This is a genomic window from Paenibacillus sp. YAE3 (genome assembly GCF_057546105.1).
This window is the reverse complement of the sequence record NZ_BAAIYF010000009.1, coordinates 154053-170446: the sequence shown is the minus strand read 5'-3', so window position 1 is coordinate 170446 and position 16394 is coordinate 154053. Positions and strand designations below refer to the sequence as shown.

At 53.3% G+C, this 16394-nt stretch carries 17 protein-coding genes and 5 tRNA genes; 9 read left to right on the top strand and 13 right to left on the bottom strand.

The genetic code is table 11. The annotated features are described in order from the left end of the window. Positions 1-70 precede the first annotated feature (70 nt). The 5 genes from AC27KL_RS18640 (at position 71) to AC27KL_RS18620 (ending at position 5427) form a co-directional block, all read left to right on the top strand. Positions 71-1093, top strand: coding sequence for a DUF2804 domain-containing protein (locus AC27KL_RS18640; RefSeq protein ID WP_487170619.1), 1023 nt, complete (start codon positions 71-73; stop codon positions 1091-1093). A 53-nt stretch (positions 1094-1146) separates the two neighbouring features. Further along, positions 1147-1374 (top strand): hypothetical protein, encoded by a 228-nt coding sequence (locus AC27KL_RS18635; RefSeq protein WP_487170618.1) that lies wholly within the window; start codon positions 1147-1149, stop codon positions 1372-1374. A 316-nt stretch (positions 1375-1690) separates the two neighbouring features. Further along, entirely contained in the window at positions 1691-2347 is a 657-nt protein-coding gene (locus AC27KL_RS18630; RefSeq protein WP_487170617.1) for an urease accessory UreF family protein, read from the top strand. Positions 2348-2437: 90 nt separating this feature from the next. After that, positions 2438-3271, top strand: a complete 834-nt coding sequence (locus tag AC27KL_RS18625) for an AraC family transcriptional regulator (RefSeq protein WP_487170616.1) — start codon at positions 2438-2440, stop codon at positions 3269-3271. Positions 3272-3477: 206 nt separating this feature from the next. Then, positions 3478-5427, top strand: a complete 1950-nt coding sequence (locus AC27KL_RS18620; RefSeq protein WP_487170615.1) for an amidase family protein — start codon at positions 3478-3480, stop codon at positions 5425-5427. A 179-nt stretch (positions 5428-5606) separates the two neighbouring features. On the opposite strand, the gene AC27KL_RS18615 is transcribed toward AC27KL_RS18620, so the two are convergent. From AC27KL_RS18615 to AC27KL_RS18605, 3 genes are all read right to left on the bottom strand, one after another. After that, positions 5607-5692: transfer RNA gene (locus tag AC27KL_RS18615), tRNA-Leu, on the bottom strand. 20 nt (positions 5693-5712) lie between these two features. Then, positions 5713-5788, bottom strand: a tRNA-Lys gene (locus tag AC27KL_RS18610). A gap of 48 nt (positions 5789-5836) precedes the next feature. Next, positions 5837-5908, bottom strand: a tRNA-Glu gene (locus AC27KL_RS18605). Between the two features lie 216 nt (positions 5909-6124). Here AC27KL_RS18605 and tlp point away from each other — a divergent pair. Beyond that, the gene (gene tlp, locus AC27KL_RS18600) at positions 6125-6340 is read left to right on the top strand and encodes a small acid-soluble spore protein Tlp (RefSeq protein WP_487170614.1); all 216 of its coding nucleotides are present in this window, start codon (positions 6125-6127) and stop codon (positions 6338-6340) included. A gap of 228 nt (positions 6341-6568) precedes the next feature. On the opposite strand, the gene AC27KL_RS18595 is transcribed toward tlp, so the two are convergent. The 3 genes from AC27KL_RS18595 to AC27KL_RS18585 all read right to left on the bottom strand — a co-directional run bounded on the left by AC27KL_RS18595 (position 6569) and on the right by AC27KL_RS18585 (position 7252). After that, positions 6569-6657, bottom strand: a tRNA-Ser gene (locus AC27KL_RS18595). 7 nt (positions 6658-6664) lie between these two features. After that, a tRNA-Asn gene (locus tag AC27KL_RS18590) sits at positions 6665-6740 on the bottom strand. Positions 6741-6772: 32 nt separating this feature from the next. After that, positions 6773-7252, bottom strand: coding sequence for a SprT family protein (locus tag AC27KL_RS18585; protein WP_487170703.1), 480 nt, complete (start codon positions 7250-7252; stop codon positions 6773-6775). A 167-nt stretch (positions 7253-7419) separates the two neighbouring features. On the opposite strand from AC27KL_RS18585, the gene AC27KL_RS18580 reads away from it, so the two are divergent. Both AC27KL_RS18580 and cmpA read left to right on the top strand, forming a co-directional pair. Beyond that, positions 7420-7770, top strand: coding sequence for a hydrolase/acyltransferase (locus AC27KL_RS18580; protein WP_339322214.1), 351 nt, complete (start codon positions 7420-7422; stop codon positions 7768-7770). Between the two features lie 194 nt (positions 7771-7964). After that, positions 7965-8093 (top strand): cortex morphogenetic protein CmpA, encoded by a 129-nt coding sequence (gene cmpA / locus AC27KL_RS18575; RefSeq protein ID WP_156124654.1) that lies wholly within the window; start codon positions 7965-7967, stop codon positions 8091-8093. A gap of 204 nt (positions 8094-8297) precedes the next feature. On the opposite strand, the gene AC27KL_RS18570 is transcribed toward cmpA, so the two are convergent. Next, positions 8298-8765 carry a DinB family protein gene (locus AC27KL_RS18570; protein ID WP_487170613.1) on the bottom strand — a complete coding sequence of 156 codons (468 nt, stop codon included), beginning with the start codon at positions 8763-8765 and terminating at the stop codon, positions 8298-8300. 189 nt (positions 8766-8954) lie between these two features. Between AC27KL_RS18570 and AC27KL_RS18565 the strand changes: the two genes are divergently transcribed. After that, complete coding sequence (locus AC27KL_RS18565) at positions 8955-9530, top strand: CGNR zinc finger domain-containing protein (protein ID WP_339322216.1); 576 nt, start codon at positions 8955-8957, stop codon at positions 9528-9530. Positions 9531-9620: 90 nt separating this feature from the next. Here AC27KL_RS18565 and AC27KL_RS18560 read toward each other — a convergent pair whose 3' ends face one another. The 6 genes from AC27KL_RS18560 to AC27KL_RS18535 all read right to left on the bottom strand — a co-directional run bounded on the left by AC27KL_RS18560 (position 9621) and on the right by AC27KL_RS18535 (position 16230). Further along, positions 9621-11831 carry a Tex family protein gene (locus AC27KL_RS18560; RefSeq protein ID WP_487170612.1) on the bottom strand — a complete coding sequence of 737 codons (2211 nt, stop codon included), beginning with the start codon at positions 11829-11831 and terminating at the stop codon, positions 9621-9623. Between the two features lie 604 nt (positions 11832-12435). Further along, positions 12436-12687 (bottom strand): hypothetical protein, encoded by a 252-nt coding sequence (locus AC27KL_RS18555; RefSeq protein WP_339322218.1) that lies wholly within the window; start codon positions 12685-12687, stop codon positions 12436-12438. A gap of 184 nt (positions 12688-12871) precedes the next feature. Next, the gene (locus AC27KL_RS18550) at positions 12872-13222 is read right to left on the bottom strand and encodes a type II toxin-antitoxin system PemK/MazF family toxin (protein ID WP_036648300.1); all 351 of its coding nucleotides are present in this window, start codon (positions 13220-13222) and stop codon (positions 12872-12874) included. A gap of 3 nt (positions 13223-13225) precedes the next feature. Beyond that, positions 13226-13507 carry a CopG family ribbon-helix-helix protein gene (locus AC27KL_RS18545; RefSeq protein WP_036713120.1) on the bottom strand — a complete coding sequence of 94 codons (282 nt, stop codon included), beginning with the start codon at positions 13505-13507 and terminating at the stop codon, positions 13226-13228. A 232-nt stretch (positions 13508-13739) separates the two neighbouring features. Next, positions 13740-14927: an alanine racemase gene (gene alr / locus AC27KL_RS18540; RefSeq protein ID WP_339322219.1), complete on the bottom strand. Its 1188-nt coding sequence runs from the start codon at positions 14925-14927 to the stop codon at positions 13740-13742. A 208-nt stretch (positions 14928-15135) separates the two neighbouring features. After that, positions 15136-16230, bottom strand: coding sequence for a DUF4367 domain-containing protein (locus AC27KL_RS18535; protein ID WP_339322220.1), 1095 nt, complete (start codon positions 16228-16230; stop codon positions 15136-15138). Positions 16231-16394 lie beyond the last annotated feature (164 nt).

The window sequence follows — 16394 nt, the reverse complement described above, 5'->3', positions numbered from 1 at the left end:
GCGGCACATGTCTTTTTGTTTTGTAAACGCTTTCTTATCTAATCACAATACATAAGGAGGAAGACCCGTCATGCGAAACCACCGGATTACGACCTTCTCCGATTTGCTCTACCCGAACGGTACCTTGATGCAAAAAGGCTATTCGACCAAAGCCGTGATGCGCTACAACCGCAAGCATATTAAGGCTCCGCCGTGGCGGATCAAGGAATGGGATTTCTACCAAGTGTCCAATGACGATTACTGCCTTCAGCTGACCATCGGCCACGCCTCTTACGCCGGGGAAGTTTCCGCGATGCTGATCGATTTGAACGAGAAAAAAACATACGCCGCAAAAGAAATCATCGTGCTCCCGTTCAACCGGCTGCACATGCCTGCTTCCGCCGAGCATGGGGATTTGGCCGTTCGCCGCAAAACGATCGACATGCAGTTTGAGGTGTACAAAGGCGGCCGCCGTTTGCGCTGCCGAACCCGCGATCCGAAAACGTTCCCCCGGATGGACATCGATATCGAGCTTTCCCAGCCCGATCTGGAATCGATGGTCATTGCAACGCCGTTTGACGAAGATCCTCGCTATTTTTATTACAATCACAAAATCAATTGCATGCCTGCCAGCGGCACGGTCACGTTTGGCGACCGGACGATCGCGTTCGAGCCGGAAACGGCTTTCGGACTTCTCGACTGGGGACGCGGCGTCTGGCCGTTTAACCATGAATGGGTTTGGGGCAGCGGCAGCGCCTGGATCGGCGGCAAACGTTTCGGATTCAACATCGGCTTCGGGTTCGGCAATACGGAGGCCGCCACGGAAAATATGCTGTTTTACGACGGAAACGCCCACAAGCTGAACGAGGTGTACGTCGACCTGGCGGCAGGCGGGTACATGTCCCCGAAAAAAATCACCAGCGATGACGGGCGGTTCGAAATGGATTTTGAGCCGATCTACGACCGGTATACCGAAACGAAAATGCTGTTCGTCGACAACTGCTGCCACCAAATTTTCGGGCGTTTCAACGGCAAAGCCGTTCTGGACGACGGCACCGTGATCGACGTGAAGGACATGTCGGGGTTCGTGGAGCACGCGGTCAATCGCTGGTGACTACAACCGGCTGCGGCAAAAAGCCCTCCCGGTTCATTCTGGAAGGGCTTTGAATGCTTCGTAAAGGCATGCGTAAGAATATGCGCCGGCCCTGCAGGACCGGAGCGGACCAGCCGCTGGAGCGAAGGGTTCAGCGCTTCACGGTACGCAGCATCGGGCTCAGCAGCGAAGGCAAAAGCGAGACATCCCCCTCAAAAATCGAAGACGATTCGGGCCTGCCTGCCGAAACGGCTCTGACAGGAAGTTATCTGATTACAGACGGCTTGTCCGGATCGAGGTAGTCTCTTTTTTTCCCCTATTCCCTTTAAGTGCTTCATGTTTGTCATGAATCTCGTACCGAAGGAGCGATCGGCTCGCTCTCTTCGGGCCCAACCATCCCTTGTTAATATTATGTAATATTTTATTACATTAAATAGAGTTATTTTCATCTTTTTTCACTTGTTTTATTGACAAAAGAAAAAGTTTGTGTGATATTAACTTACAAATATTCTGTTTTGAATAGTCGGATAGCGTACTTTGTGTCATATAATATAACATTTAATTTGGTTTTCATCCATTTCTAATGGCTCATCCTATTCTTGCTTGGAGGTGACCGCGTTGAACGACAAAAGCACCAAACTGCTGGATTACGTGCAGATGCTGGATAACGATTTATCGGTTGGAGGCTTCAGCTGCTTATCGGACTTAAGAAGCCGCATTTCGGAGGGACGTATTCAAACGCTGATGGAACTCGAAGGTTATTTTCTTCATCCCCTGACGAACCGTTTAGTCCGCCAAGACGGCACCGCCATTCAAGCGGTATACGAGGCGGCCGAGCTGCTGGACATCGCCTCAATCAGCAACATCGACAATATGCTGCTTGGCCCAGCCGTAACGACGGACGAATGCGAAGCCGCAAGAAAACGGGGAAAAAGACTGGTGAAGCTGGCACAAGCCTTGTACCCATGGCTCAACCTCTCCGTATTGGAGGGCATCGTCCGGGATCAGCTCGGTCCTGCTTGCCTGCCTACCGTTCATGCGTACATCAACTACCAATTGGGAACAAGCTGCGATCAGGCCGTGTACGGTTATATGAAATCCGCCATATGCGCCTGCGTGTACGGTGCGGCCCGCCCTCTGAACATCGCCCGTCCCGAGGCCGTTATGTTGGCCGGCAAATGGACGGCGGAAACGGAAAAGGCGTGGCTGCTCGAAAAAGATTCCCTGACGAAAGAACGTTTTGAACCCACGGCAAGCAGCCCCCATATCACTTGACCGGAAACGCCCGAATAGACACGGAAGCGGCCCCACGTTGTGGGGTTATTTTGATATGGACCCGATGTTTCATGAAGGAGAGAGACGACGATGAACCTTGCACCTGCCGCTTTTGATTTTTTGCCCGCACAGCCGGGGATGGCCAATCACTTCGACGACTATATCGAACTCCGCGACCATATTTCGCAAGAGGGCTTCCCGGTTCTCTTTTATCAATTTGTCGTTCCTCCGGTACACCCGGGACGGTGCCCGCTTATCCCCGGAGGCTGCATCGATATCCTGTTCCCTTTCGGAGCACAGGTTTCGGGCCCCATGGTGATAGGCGGCGTCCGCAGCCGGACGTTATCGCTTCAGCCGGGAACGACGTATTTTGGCGCCAGGCTCCTCCCCGTACCGCTTGCCCCTCATTCCCTGATCCCCGTCAAAAAACTGGCGAACAGCTGCGTCCCGCTTGGCGACTTCCTCCCCGCCCGCCTGTGCTCCATGCTGCGGATTCCATTGGAGGGCGGTTCCTTTTTCAGCCGGATCAGCCTCTTCCAAGAGGGAATAGCCCGTGTTACAGCGCTGGCGCCGCTTGGAGGAGATCGGGAACCCAGAGGACTCGGACCTGCGATTGACCGAATCTGCGAAGCTCGCGGAAATATCAGCCTTAGCGATTTATCGGGCATCATGAACTGCTCAAGCCGTCACTTCCGCTCTTTATTCGAGGCATATGTAGGGATCCCGCCCAAGACGTTTTGCCAAATCGTACGTTTCCAATCCGCCGTCCGCCAACTGCTGCAGCCCGGTAAAATCGCCTTCAGCAACATCGTTTCGGAATCCGGTTATTACGATCAAGCCCATTTTATCCGCGAGTTCAAAAAATTCAGCCTTGAATGCCCGACCGTCTGGCTAACGCATCTTCTGCAAAAAAATCATAGTTAGCGTCATATTACCTCACATCAATTCCGTTTTATACAATCCATGTGATATCTTCTCCGCTAAAATAGGCTCCAACGATGAAAATAAGGCCGCTTGTTTATCCCCAATCCCTGCATTTCCGCCTTCCGGCCCTAAACCAGGGATTTCAAACAGGCCCTTGTCTTCCGTATAGAGTCATCTTTCATAACATCACCACAGGAGGAGAACTTATGAAGAGTTTCAAAAGCAAACAGTTAGCGCTGCTATTTATCTCTGCCCTGTCGCTCACCCCGACGATGGCATCGGCCTCTCCGGCAGCCTCCCCCGCCCCGAGCGGCGAGATGGCGGAAACCTTATCCCAAAACTGGATGCCACAATCGCTGACATCCGCTGGGGCGAGCAGTTCGCCGATCACGGCGGCCGAATTCGCCGAAGCAGTCAAAACGGCCGCAAAAGCCGCCGGTTCCTCCGTCACCCTGGCGATCCCCCAAGAAAATGGAGGGCTGACGCGGGAAAAGGCGGCTTCCCTCCTGGATTCGCTCATTCAAGTGCCTTACGCCAAGCCGGTTGAATATCGCGACGTTGCTCCGGACAGTCCCGATCGCAAAGCCATCGCAGACGTATACACCGCCGAGCTGATGCAGGGAAAATCGCCCCAAGCTTTCGGCTACGGCAGCATGTTGACCCACCGCGAAACCGCCGCCATCGTCTATCGCCTTTACCGATATTTGCAGCCCTTCAAGCTGACGGAGGCTACGATAGCGGAGATGCAAAAAGCGATGGAAACCGGGCGCCTCACCTCCGAAGAACTGGTCGGGCAATATTTGGAGCGGATCGGGAAATACGATCATCAAGGCCCCAAATTCAACAGCATCCTTACTTTGAACGCCAAGGCGCTGGAAACGGCAAGACAGCTTGACGCCGAGCGCGCCGCCACGGGGGAACGCAGCCCGCTCCACGGCATCCCCGTGATCGTCAAAGACAATTACGATACATATGACATGCCCACGACCTCCGGCAACGTCGGCCTGAAGGGCGTCATCCCTCCGGATGACGCGGCGCAAGTGAAAAAATTAAGGGACGCCGGCGCCATCGTGATCGGCAAAGCCAATCTTCACGAATTTGCTTTCGGCTATACGACCGTCAGCTCGATGGGCGGGCAAACGCTTAACCCGTACGACCTGACCCGCGTGCCCGGCGGTTCCAGCGGGGGTACGGCCGCCGCCGTTGCCGCCAACCTCGCCGCGGTCGGCATGGGCACCGATACCGGCGGATCGATCCGGATCCCTTCCTCGTTCAACAGCCTGGTCGGCATCCGCCCGACCGTCGGCTTATCCAGCCGCGACGGCATTGCCCCGCTGGCGCTCACCCAGGATACGGGCGGACCGATCGCACGTACCGTAGCCGATGCGGCCCTCATATTGAATGCGACGGCAGGTTATGATCCCAACGACATTGCGACGGCCAAAAGCGTAGGTTTCGTGCCAAAGGATTATACCGATTACCTGGATCGCGACGGGCTGAAAGGCGCCCGGATCGGCATCGTACGCGAAGTATTCGGCACCGACGAACAGGTCAACGCCGTCGCCTCCCGCGCCATCGATGAGATGAAAGCCGCAGGCGCCGTACTTGTGGACAACGTCAAAATCCCGAACTTCGATGTCATCAACAAATACGGAAGCCTAAGCGCCTGGGAGTTCAAATTCCAATTCAACGACTATCTCAAGTCGCTCGGCGACGCTTCGCCGTACAAATCGTTGGACGAATTGATCGCTTCCGGCCAATACGATCCTTCAATCGAAAAGGCGCTGATCGACCGGAACAAACGAACCTCTTTGGACGCGCAGGAGTATAAGGACATCGTCCTGTACCGCACGAAATACGTGCAGGAGGCCGTCCTGAAAATGATGGCGGACCATCAGCTGGACGCCCTGATCTTCCCGACCTCGTCCAAAACCGCCGTCAAAATCGGCGAAGATCAGGTGGCCGGAGACGCCTTCAAGCTGAGTTCTTTTACGGGCTGGCCTACGGTAACGGTGCCCGCAGGATTTACGCCGGACGGTCTTCCGGTGGGCATCGACTTCTTCGGCCGGGCATTCAGCGAACCTGAGCTTATCAAGCTGGCTTATAGCTATGAACAGCACACGCATCATCGCCAGGCGCCTGGTTCGACGCCATAACGTTTAACTTTCCGCGTTATTCCGAACTCATATTCCTTATTAAAATTCACCAAAAAAGCGCACCTGCTGCCGCGAGGTACCCGTCAGAATCCTCGGTTCGCGGCATCGGTGCGCTTTTGTTTTTATTTTTGAACATAAAAAAATCCTTGGCTTCGCAAGGACTGTCGTCGTTATGATTATGGTGCGGTAGAGAGGACTCGAACCTCCACGGGCATACGCCCACTACCCCCTCAAGATAGCGTGTCTGCCATTCCACCACTACCGCACGTTTAGGGAAAATAAAACTGGTGAGCCATGAAGGACTCGAACCTTCGACACCCTGATTAAAAGTCAGGTGCTCTACCAACTGAGCTAATGGCTCTCGATGACTCACAAAGATGTGCGCCAATACATGTAAAAGCGAAAGAAGTGACCCGTAGGGGATTCGAACCCCTGTTACCTCCGTGAAAGGGAGGTGTCTTAACCCCTTGACCAACGGGCCAGATTATCAATCGTGACAACAGAAATTATCTTAACAGAATTTTTGGGACATGACAAGTACCTTTTTGAAATTTTTTTTATTTCTTTTAGAACGGGCCTTTTTTTGCGTCATGGATGAATAAGTTTGGCCTTAATCCGGCATCTTATGATTGGTATGTCATCACCGGGATGATTTAATCCTGAACCTAAAATACACACATCAAAGGAGAACGAAACCATGGCTAAACCTGACAACCGCTCCGACAACGCGGAAAAAATCCAAAACGCCATCGACAATACGCGCGAAAACATCCAAAAAACGAACGATTACCTGGACGAGCATGCGGATGAAATCTCCGGGGAAGAGTTCCACAATCTCCAGCACAAAAATACGAAGCGTGAAAGAGCCATCGAAGGCTTTGAAGCCGAATACCAAGACGAAAAAAATCAATAAGTCGAAACTAGGGTTCTCATCCCTAGAACAGAAGAAGCTCCCAGCGTAAGCGCTGGGAGCTTTCGAAGTATTCCAAAACGGAGAGAGAGGGATACCCTCCCTTCGGTCGGGACTGCGACGCTGTTCCTATCGATGCCTATGCTCCGACGCCCCCTCTTCGAGGGTTCTCATCCTATACATAAAAACTCCCAGGCGCTAAGCGCTGGGAGTTCTCGAAGTATTCCAAAACGGAGAGAGAGGGATTCGAACCCTCGCACCGCTTACGCAGTCTAACCCCTTAGCAGAGGGTCCCCTTATAGCCACTTGGGTATCTCTCCAAGATACTGGCTCCCCGAACAGGACTCGAACCTGTGACAACTCGATTAACAGTCGAGTGCTCTACCGACTGAGCTATCGGGGAACGTTTTCAATATGGTAACAATACATAATTTATCATGATTTTTGGGGCGAGTCAAGCGTGGTCTGCCGGAGTTTTCCCCTGCATTTGCCGCATCGAAAACGCCTGGTATCCACCTTCCGCTTGCGCATATATTTCATCCCGCATCCCTGGCAAACCAGGACGAAACGATACGGCAGCGTTTTTCTCCCTCCGCGGCTCTGAAGCGTGCTGCAAAACCGGCTTCCGCCCACATGCGCGAGCAGCGTTTTAAAATCGGAATCGCGATGCTTGTACCCTCTTCCGGCAAGGTGCAGGTGGTAATGGCAAAGCTCATGCTTAATGATTTTCTCCACCTCTTCCCTGCCGTTTTCCTCCAGCTGATGCGGGTTGATTTCAATGTCATGGGTATGCGTAAAATATCGTCCTCCCGTGGAGGACAATCTCGCATTAAACGTTGCCCGATGCCTGAACGGTACGCCGAAGCTCTCCAGCGATACGCGTTCCACCCACTCCTGCAGCTCGTCGTTGCTCATGATCGGCATGTCCTTCATCAATGCTCCCTTTCCGTCTATTTGCACGGACACGAGTATTTCCGCGCAGGAATCTACTTGAATTTTAACTTCACCCTAAGCTACACTGTCAAGTAAGGATTGATTTGCATCGATATGCAAGCAGCAAGCACGGAGGGAGAACCATCATAATGCCAAACATGCGATACGTTATTTTGCAATCGGGAGACAAGCTCCAATACGTGGAGATGCCCGCCGATTATGCTTATCAGCTCAGCGCGCTGAATTTGAGGCTCCATAAGGAAGTCAGCAAGCTTACCGCCCAGGGTACGCCGGAGCTGCCGCTCGCCGTGGCCGAATGCGACCATCTCGAGCTGCTGCAGGAAACGTCCGCGATCGTAAGCGGCCTGGATTATATCAACGAACTGGAAAAATCTTTTGCTTCCCTCAATGAAACAAACTATCCGCTCATCTCGCTGCTCACCGAAATCCGGGCCCTGCAGGCGCAGCTGGAGCAATGGTACGAGGAAGAAGCCGTCTGACGTCCATGTTTAAAGGCGCACGCCGCTAGAGAGAGGGCACATCACGTCCCGTTCGGGTCCTCTTTACGTCAAAAGTCGATTGCTTGGATGTTCGCGGCATGATCCGCCTCATAAAACGATGTAGACCTGCACGCTTTGGGCGTCTTCCCCATATGCTATCCATACAGACGGTTTTGCATGAGGAGGAGATACCCTTGCCGCAATGGCTCTGCAATCAACTGACACGCGCCTTCCGCAAAAAGGACAGACGCCAAATCAAGCTGCTGAACGACTGCTGGTTTTTTTACCGCAATTCAGGCAGCGAGGGCTCGGATCACTCATAAGTTTCGATATCCATAACGCAAGCAAAGAGGTTGCAAAAACCTAAAGCAAGAAAACGAGCCGGACGGGCAACGTCCGGCTTCTTTTTTTGTCCTGAAGGCTGCTTATGAACCCTGGCCGTATCCGCTCTCTTTCCCCCAAAACACGGCCAGCAGCAGAAATGTTTCTTTAAAAAGGAAGCGGGGGCATCCCCCAAATCTTGACGCTTATTCAAAGCTTCTCATTGCCGGCCAGACGCCTTGCAGCTTGCTTAACAACACAATTTGACCCGTATGGTAGGCATCGTGGGTAATCAAACTCATAAAACGTTGAGGATGCGCTTCGAGCTCCTCTTCCGGCAGCCGCTCCAGTTCGCTTTGCAGCGCTTCGTGAACATCCATAAGCCTCGATTTGGCCTGCTCCCAGCCTTCGCGGCTCGCTTCAGGGATGCGGAACGTCTCATCGTTGCTTAGATTGAAAGCATCGGATGTCCCCTTTAGCCGGGCCAGCAAACGCTCCTTATAATACAAAAGATGCTGGACGTTTTCCCAAATGCTGTTGGCCGCCCCGTCGGCGGGTTTCCACAGCGCCTGCTCAAACGATACATTTTGAAGGGCAGGCTGCAGCGGCGGATACCAATCTTCCTTTTCCGTGCAATAACCCCAATATTCCAGCAGCAAATTCCGGATGCTCATTCCATCGCCTCCATATCATTGTAACCATCAAATCGAAATACGGTAGTTACAATGAGAATAACATACATATTCTTCCTGCACAACAGCCAATATGTTTAAAACGGTTTTCTCCCGGCGGTTCGCGGCCAAAGATGGCAAAAGCCATCCGTGATTGCTACAATGCTCATATAGAAAGGATGAATTGAGGCCATGTTATGGGATGATTTCGTGAACAGCCATTGGCATGATTGGCGGGGCAGCGGACGCGAAGAGGACCGTTTGGAGAAGGAAACGTGGCTTCGCCGGTTTATGCAGGAAAACGGCATTACCGCCGCCACCCTTCCGGATCCAGCGGAACTCCGCGAACTAAAAAAGCTCCGGGCCTTTCTGCGGGAGCTCATTGGCCGGATCGTCGCCGGAGAAAGCATGACCGATGATCAGATCGGGATGCTGAACGACTGGATGGAAAAAGCGCCGGTATACCGCAAATTGACCCGTGCGGCCGATGAAGCCGTGAGCCTGGCGTATCTTCCGGCCAACGCCGATTGGACGCAAAGCATGGCCGAAATAGCGGCCTCCTTTGCGTCCGTGCTGGCGAATGGCGAAACGTCCAGAATCCGCATCTGCGACAACCCGGACTGCCTTTGGGTGTATTATGACGATACGCGCAACCGCTCCAAGCGGTATTGCGACGACAAAATGTGCGGCAACCTGATGAAGGTGCGGCGTTTCCGGGCCAAAAAGAAACTTTCTGCCCCCGTTCAAGCAAACCCGGACGCCCCCTGATGAATAACCGACTTCCCTTATAAAGACATGCGGAAATAAGCCCCGGTCTATCGATTTTTTCGACAGGGGCTTATTCGTTTTTACCGCCTTCTATTGCTGATCTTTCGGCTTGCGCATCGTCAAACCGACGCGGCCTTTTTTCAAATCCACGTTCAGCACCCAAACCGTTACATTGTCCCCGACGGAGACGACGTCCATCGGATGTTTGACGTAACCTTCGCTGAGCTGCGAAATATGCACGAGCCCGTCGCTTTTGATGCCGATATCCACGAAGGCCCCGAAGTCGATGACGTTGCGCACGGTGCCCTGAAGCTCCATGCCCGGAGACAAATCCTCGATCTTCAGCACGTCCGTCCGGAAAATCGGCAGCGGCAGCTCCTCGCGCGGGTCGCGGCCCGGGCGCTGCAAGCTTTCCAAAATGTCGCGCAAGGTCGGCACGCCGACGTCAAGCGCTTCGGCGAGCTGGCCGACATGTTGCTGTGCCAATAAATCCGACAGCTCCTGCGTGCCCAGCTTGTCCATGCCGATGCCCAGCTCCTTGAACAAGCGATCGACCACCGGATACGATTCCGGGTGGATCGGCGTGCGGTCCAGCGGGTTCTCCCCGTCCGAAATCCGCAGGAAGCCGACGCATTGCTCATACGTTTTGGCGCCGAGGCGCGGCACGTTTTGCAGCTGCTTGCGGCTGATGAATTTGCCGTTCGAATCGCGGTATTTCACGATATTTTTCGCCAGCGTCGCGTTGACCCCGGCCACGTAAGACAAAAGCGACGGCGAAGCCGTGTTGACGTCGACGCCGACGTGGTTGACGGCCGATTCCACGACTGCCTTAAGGCTTTCGTCCAGATGCTTTTGCGAGACGTCATGCTGGTATTGTCCGACGCCGATCGCTTTCGGCTCGATTTTGACCAGCTCCGCAAGCGGGTCTTGCACCCGGCGGGCAATGGAAACCGCGCTCCGTTCCGCTACGTCCAGGTCCGGGAACTCTTCCTGCGCCAGCTTTGACGCCGAATATACGCTCGCGCCCGCTTCATTGACGATCAGGTACGCCAGGTTACGATCCTGCAGCTCCCCGATCACTTCCGCCACGAACTGCTCGGTTTCGCGCGAAGCGGTGCCGTTGCCGATGACGATCAGCTCGATCCCGTATTTGTTGATCAGCTCGCGGAATTTCTCCGCGGCTTCCTTTTTCTTGTTGTTCGGAGGCGTCGGATAGGTGACAGCCACCTCAAGCAGCTTGCCCGTCTCGTCGACGACGGCCAGCTTGCAGCCCGTCCGGTACGCCGGGTCTACGCCGAGCACGCATCTGCCTTTGACCGGCGGCTGCAGCAGCAGGCTGCGCAGGTTGCCGGAGAAGATGGAGATCGCTTGATTCTCCCCTTTTTCCGTAAGTTCCGCGCGGATTTCCCGTTCGATCGAAGGCGCGATGAGACGTTTGTACGCATCTTCAATGACCGCGGTCAGGACGTTCTGCACGATGGACGGCCCCTTTACGGTCTGGCGCGCCATGAAATTGTGGATCGGCTCGGCCGATACCTCAAGCCCCACTTTGAGCACGTTTTCGCGTTCGCCCCGGTTGATCGCCAAAATCCGGTGAGGCGGCATCTTTTTGGCAAGCTCGCGGTAATTGTAATAGTTTTCGTACACCGATTCCTGCTCGGCATCCTTGGCCTCCGAGGTCAGCATCGCATGATCCATCGTATAACGGCGTACCCAGGAGCGGATCGTCGCGTCGTCGGCCATGTTTTCCGCCAAAATGTCCATTGCGCCGGCAATGGCGTCGTCCGTGCTCTCCACGCCTTTTTCGGCATCCACGTATTTCGCGGCTTCCTGCTGCAGATCCCCCTGCTTCGGCTGCCCCATGATCCATTCCGCCAGCGGCTCCAGTCCCTTTTCCTTGGCGACGCTTGCCCGCGTTTTGCGTTTTTGCCGGTATGGACGGTACAAATCCTCCACTTCCTGCAGCTTGACCGCCTTCTCGATGGCCGTCTTCAGCTCGCCCGTCAGCTTGCCCTGCTCGTCGATGATCCGGATGACTTCGCATTTCCGTTCCTCCAAATTGCGCAAATAGTGAACACGTTCCTCGATATCGCGCAGCTGGTTTTCGTCGAGTTCTCCGGTCATTTCCTTACGGTATCTGGCGATAAACGGAATGGTGTTCCCTTCGTCCAGAAGCTCGACCGTCGTGCGGATCTGCTTCAGCGAAAGCTGCAATTCCTTCGCGGTCTGCTGGATGATCCGTTCCTGTTCGATTGCCTTCTGTTCTTCCGTATTCATGTCGACAACTGCTTTTTCCGTCATATGAAATCCCTCTTTCCCGTTCAATTCGCTTGTTTCGGCGACAATTGCATCGTTCGTTCGTATATTTCGTTCGTTTAATGGCGCTTTTTATGCATTTATGGTTGTCATGTAAAATTTCGTTCTCCACCCGCATTACATGCAAGGCATGGAGCTTCAAGTTCCAAATTGGCGTAAAATCCTCGTCAAACGGTCTAAAAAATTTAGATATTTTTCTAAAAAGTGAAGCAAGGTTCTTGTATATTATCACAAACTTTTGCCTACATTTCCAGCGGACATCTTTGGAAGAGGCAAACAAGGATGGCAGATGCTTCTTTCAGGGGGCATTTATTCCCTTCATTCTGCCAGTTTCGTCGGCATTTGCGTTAACGCTTTGTCAAAAATGCTCGGGTGCGAGGCTTGTATTTTACAATCTTTTTACGCGGTCTATCAAGGATTTGGGGCGGTGGAAACTTTCTCCACAAGGGGGGGATCCATCTAACGAGGGGAATGTCGGAGTTCAAAAAAGCGATCCCTCCAAAGTATTTTGGAAGAGGATGCCGTCAACTTTTACAGGACTGATGTGATAAAAAAGGAGGTTCACATTTTGTGAGCCTCCTCTTTTTGATTATTTCTGTAAAAAACGAAATAAACCAACAGATAATAATATTCCTCCAAACAAACGATATCCGATAATGTATGATTCCAAATGGGCTTTCAGGTCGGCGGAATCCGTGCTTCCTCCCACGGCAGTTAAAAATTCCAAAGCACGGTCATCCCCCATACTAGTACTATTTAGAAGATACCGAGCGCCTATAATTATACAAATTAAGGCCAGTAGCCTCATAAGGATTTCCTTTAAATGAATATTTTTAAACAATAAACCCCCTCCTTTTTTACCATTATAAACCTTTTTTAACTTAAATATCAAAAAAGTTTCGCCTCTGCTATGACGAATTTCGCATCAAAATATCATCTCCCTCTCTTTTCCCAGGCAAACAGCCGCAAAAAAAAACGAAAAAAGGCGGCCCCCCGGGCACGCCTTTTCACTGCACTATTCATGGTTAAAAGTCGATCAAGCTCAAGCTGATCTGCAGGGAATCATCCACCTTTTTCATCGTTTCCTCGTCCAGGTGGGTGATTTTGTCCGTCAGCCTTTGCTTGTCAATGGTTCGGATTTGCTCCAGCAATATGACAGAGTCCCTGTCAAAGCCATGCGAAGCCGCATCGATTTCGACATGCGTCGGCAGCTTGGCTTTCTGAATCTGGGCCGTAATCGCCGCTACGATGACCGTAGGACTGAAACGGTTGCCGATATCGTTTTGGATGACCAGCACCGGTCTTACTCCGCCTTGTTCAGAACCGACAACGGGTGACAGATCCGCAAAAAAAACGTCGCCGCGTTTTACGATCAATGTTTACACCCCGCTCACTAAGCGACCTAAAGTGCTGTCTGCATCTTCCTCCGCATGAAACGCCTCAGAGGCCATCGTCAAATTGATTTTGGCCATTTCCATGTAGCCGCGCTGCATGGACTCGCGAATATAACGCTTTTTCCGTTCCATCAGATACAGCTTCATGGCCTGCCTGATCAATTCGCTGCGGTTGGAATTTTCCATAGCAACGATGCCATCCACTTCCTGCAAAAGATGATCCGGCAAGCTGATCATAATTCGTTTGGTATTCTGCATATTAGCCACCTTTTCTTCCACCCCCACAACCTTCACACCCTTGTGCACCAGTATTACTTTATTCAAGGAAATTTATACAAAGGAATATATATGCCGAAGGTATATCAGGTATGCTGCATTCCATTATAAACTACAGCCGCGGTGTCCGTACAGACAATCTCGGCATAAATCCTTATTCGAGAAGCAGGCAAGTTATTCCTGCTAGCTGTTTCGGAAAAGTCGGGCGGCCATTTTTTTCCTGTTATTCAGGGAGGAGAGAGTTGACCAATCGGACGGAATTTCCGCCGCGAACGTACAAGCGCGGCACCCGGCCCGCGATCATGCAGACGACCTCGTAGTTGATCGTGCCAAGCCAGGAAGCCAATTCGTCGGCGGTGATGCTTGAGCCGGATTGGCTGCCGAACAGCACCACCTCTTCGCCGGCTCCGATCTCTTCCGCTTCTTTCCCGAAGGATTTGAGCGACACCATGCACTGGTCCATGCAGATCGTTCCGGCCACGGGCGCGCGGCGCCCGCGGATCAGCACCTCCGCCTTGCCGCTCAGCATCCGGGAATAACCGTCGGCATACCCGATCGGGAGCGTAGCGATCATTTCCTCTGCTTCTGTTACATATCTTGCGCCATAACTTACGCCCCAATGCGGGGGCAGCTTTTTGACGAACGAAACGTTGGTTTTCAGCGACATGACGGGGCGCAGAGCTACGCGCTGCCGGTTGACCTCATCCGATGGGTACAAGCCGTATAGGCTGATCCCGATCCGCACCATGTTGAAGCTCAGCTCCGGCATGTCGATCGCGGTCGCGCTGTTTCCGGTATGGAGTATCGGGAGGCGGATGCCTTTTTGCTCCATGGCTGCAACGACGCCGGCAAAACGGCGGTATTGCTCCTGCGTATAGCTTTTGTCCTCTTCGTCGGCTTTGGAAAAATGGGTGAACATCCCTTCGACTTCAGCCTGAGGCAGACCCGCAGCCTCCTCGATGAAGGACACCGCCCCGTCCCCGGGCAGCAGCCCCAGGCGTCCCATGCCGCTGTCGATTTTGACGTGCACCTTGAGCGGCCGCTCCAGGCTTGCTTCCGGCAGACGCCGGATCGCCTCAAGCACCTCGGGACTGAATACGGTCACCGTCACCCGATGCTCCCAGGCAGCCTGGATTCCTTCCGGGGGCGTATACCCCAGCACCAGCACCGGCGCCTGAATGCCTGCCCGGCGAAGCTGGATCGCCTCATCCAGAAAGGCGACGCTCAAATAGTCCGCGCCGGCTTGCTCCAGCGCTCTTGCCACTTCCACGGCGCCATGGCCGTAAGCGTCCGCCTTGACGCAGGCCAGCAGCCGCATCCCTTCGGGAAGCGCATGCCGGAATGCTTTATAGTTCTCGATGAGATGATCCAAATTGATTTCCGCCCGTGTTGCTCTATATTGAACTTGCATTTTTTGCAGTCACCTTCTCTTACGTTTTACGCCAAGCTCGCTCATTAATCGTAATGTTCGAAAAGGCCACTGTCAATGAACCACGGCGGGGCGGTTTCGGGCATGTTTACCGTACCACGCGGGCGTACCGATCCATCCCGCAATCAAAAAAGCGGAGTCCCCTGCCGCAGAGCAGCTGCCCTGCAGCGGAGAATCCGCCCGCGTGGAGTTATTTTCCGGTCTGCTCCTGCAGCGACACGGCGATTTTTTTCATCTCGTCGAACGGCAGGTTGCTGCTCGTGATGCGGAATTCGATGCCTTCGTCGTTCATCCAGGTCAGCGTCTTTTGCTCGTCTTCGGTATACAGCCCCGCCGTAAAGCCGAGATCGACGACATCTCCGGATGCCAGGGAGGATACGGCCTGGTCCGGGGAGCGCGATTCCATGATGGTATATTGATAGGTTCCGTCATAACGGAGAAGGACCGTATGGTTTGCGCTGTCCTCTATTTTGTGGACATCCTTCTGTTCAACGCCTTCCGGCATGTACACCGGTTCGATCGTTCCGAAGTCTCCAAGCACTGTTGGCGCCGCCGCGTTTTCGGCTCCCTGCGAATCGTCCGCGGAGATTGGATTTCCGTTCTCGTCCACTTCCGTCACCATGCCCAGCGTCGGATCGCCTGCGGACGCCATGTTCCGTTTCATGTCGAAGGAGTCCTTTTCGAACTTGGCATCGAACTTGAAGTCGCTGAATTTCACTTCCACCATGACATGCGCTTCGGCGTCGGATACCTGGACCTGCTTCGGAGCGTAGTTGTCTTTGCTGAGCCAAATTTTTTGGCGAACCAGGGACGAGCTGTGGTAATTGGCGGCAACGTCGAATACATAAGCGTCTTTGTCCTCGGCGAACTGGCGGGTTTTGTCGCTCAAGATGCCCTGCACCAGGGATTGGTATAAGTAGACCTGCCCTTGGTTTTCGGGCCAGTCGCTCTTGAAACGGAAGCTTTTCTTCAGGCTGGGCGTCAGGACGAATACGCCGTCGTCATTGCGGAGAACGATCTGCGTCACGTCCTTTTGCGCGTTGGTCAGGCTGATCCGGTAGTAGGAAGGATTTTGGTACCAGACCTCGATGTCGTATTCCTGCGGTTTTTCGCCCGTATACAACGTCATTTTGCCCGTTCCTTTATAAGATCCCTCCTTGCTTTGCAGTGTGTCGGCCACATCGGTTAATCCTTTGACTACGGAAGCGGCGTCCTTTTTGCCGCACCCGGCAAATACGACGGTAACGCACAAGATCATGGCGAGTACCCATGACATCCGGCGCATGACATCATCCCCTTTAGCACATGTTTTACTTGATTGATACATGTCTATGAGGGACTTGTTCACATTATGCAGACTAGCCTGACAAGCACAGGGGGACAAGAATCTTTCCGGATGACCCGTATTCCGAAAAACCCTCCGTACCTTAGTAAGGGATCGAAGGCGCC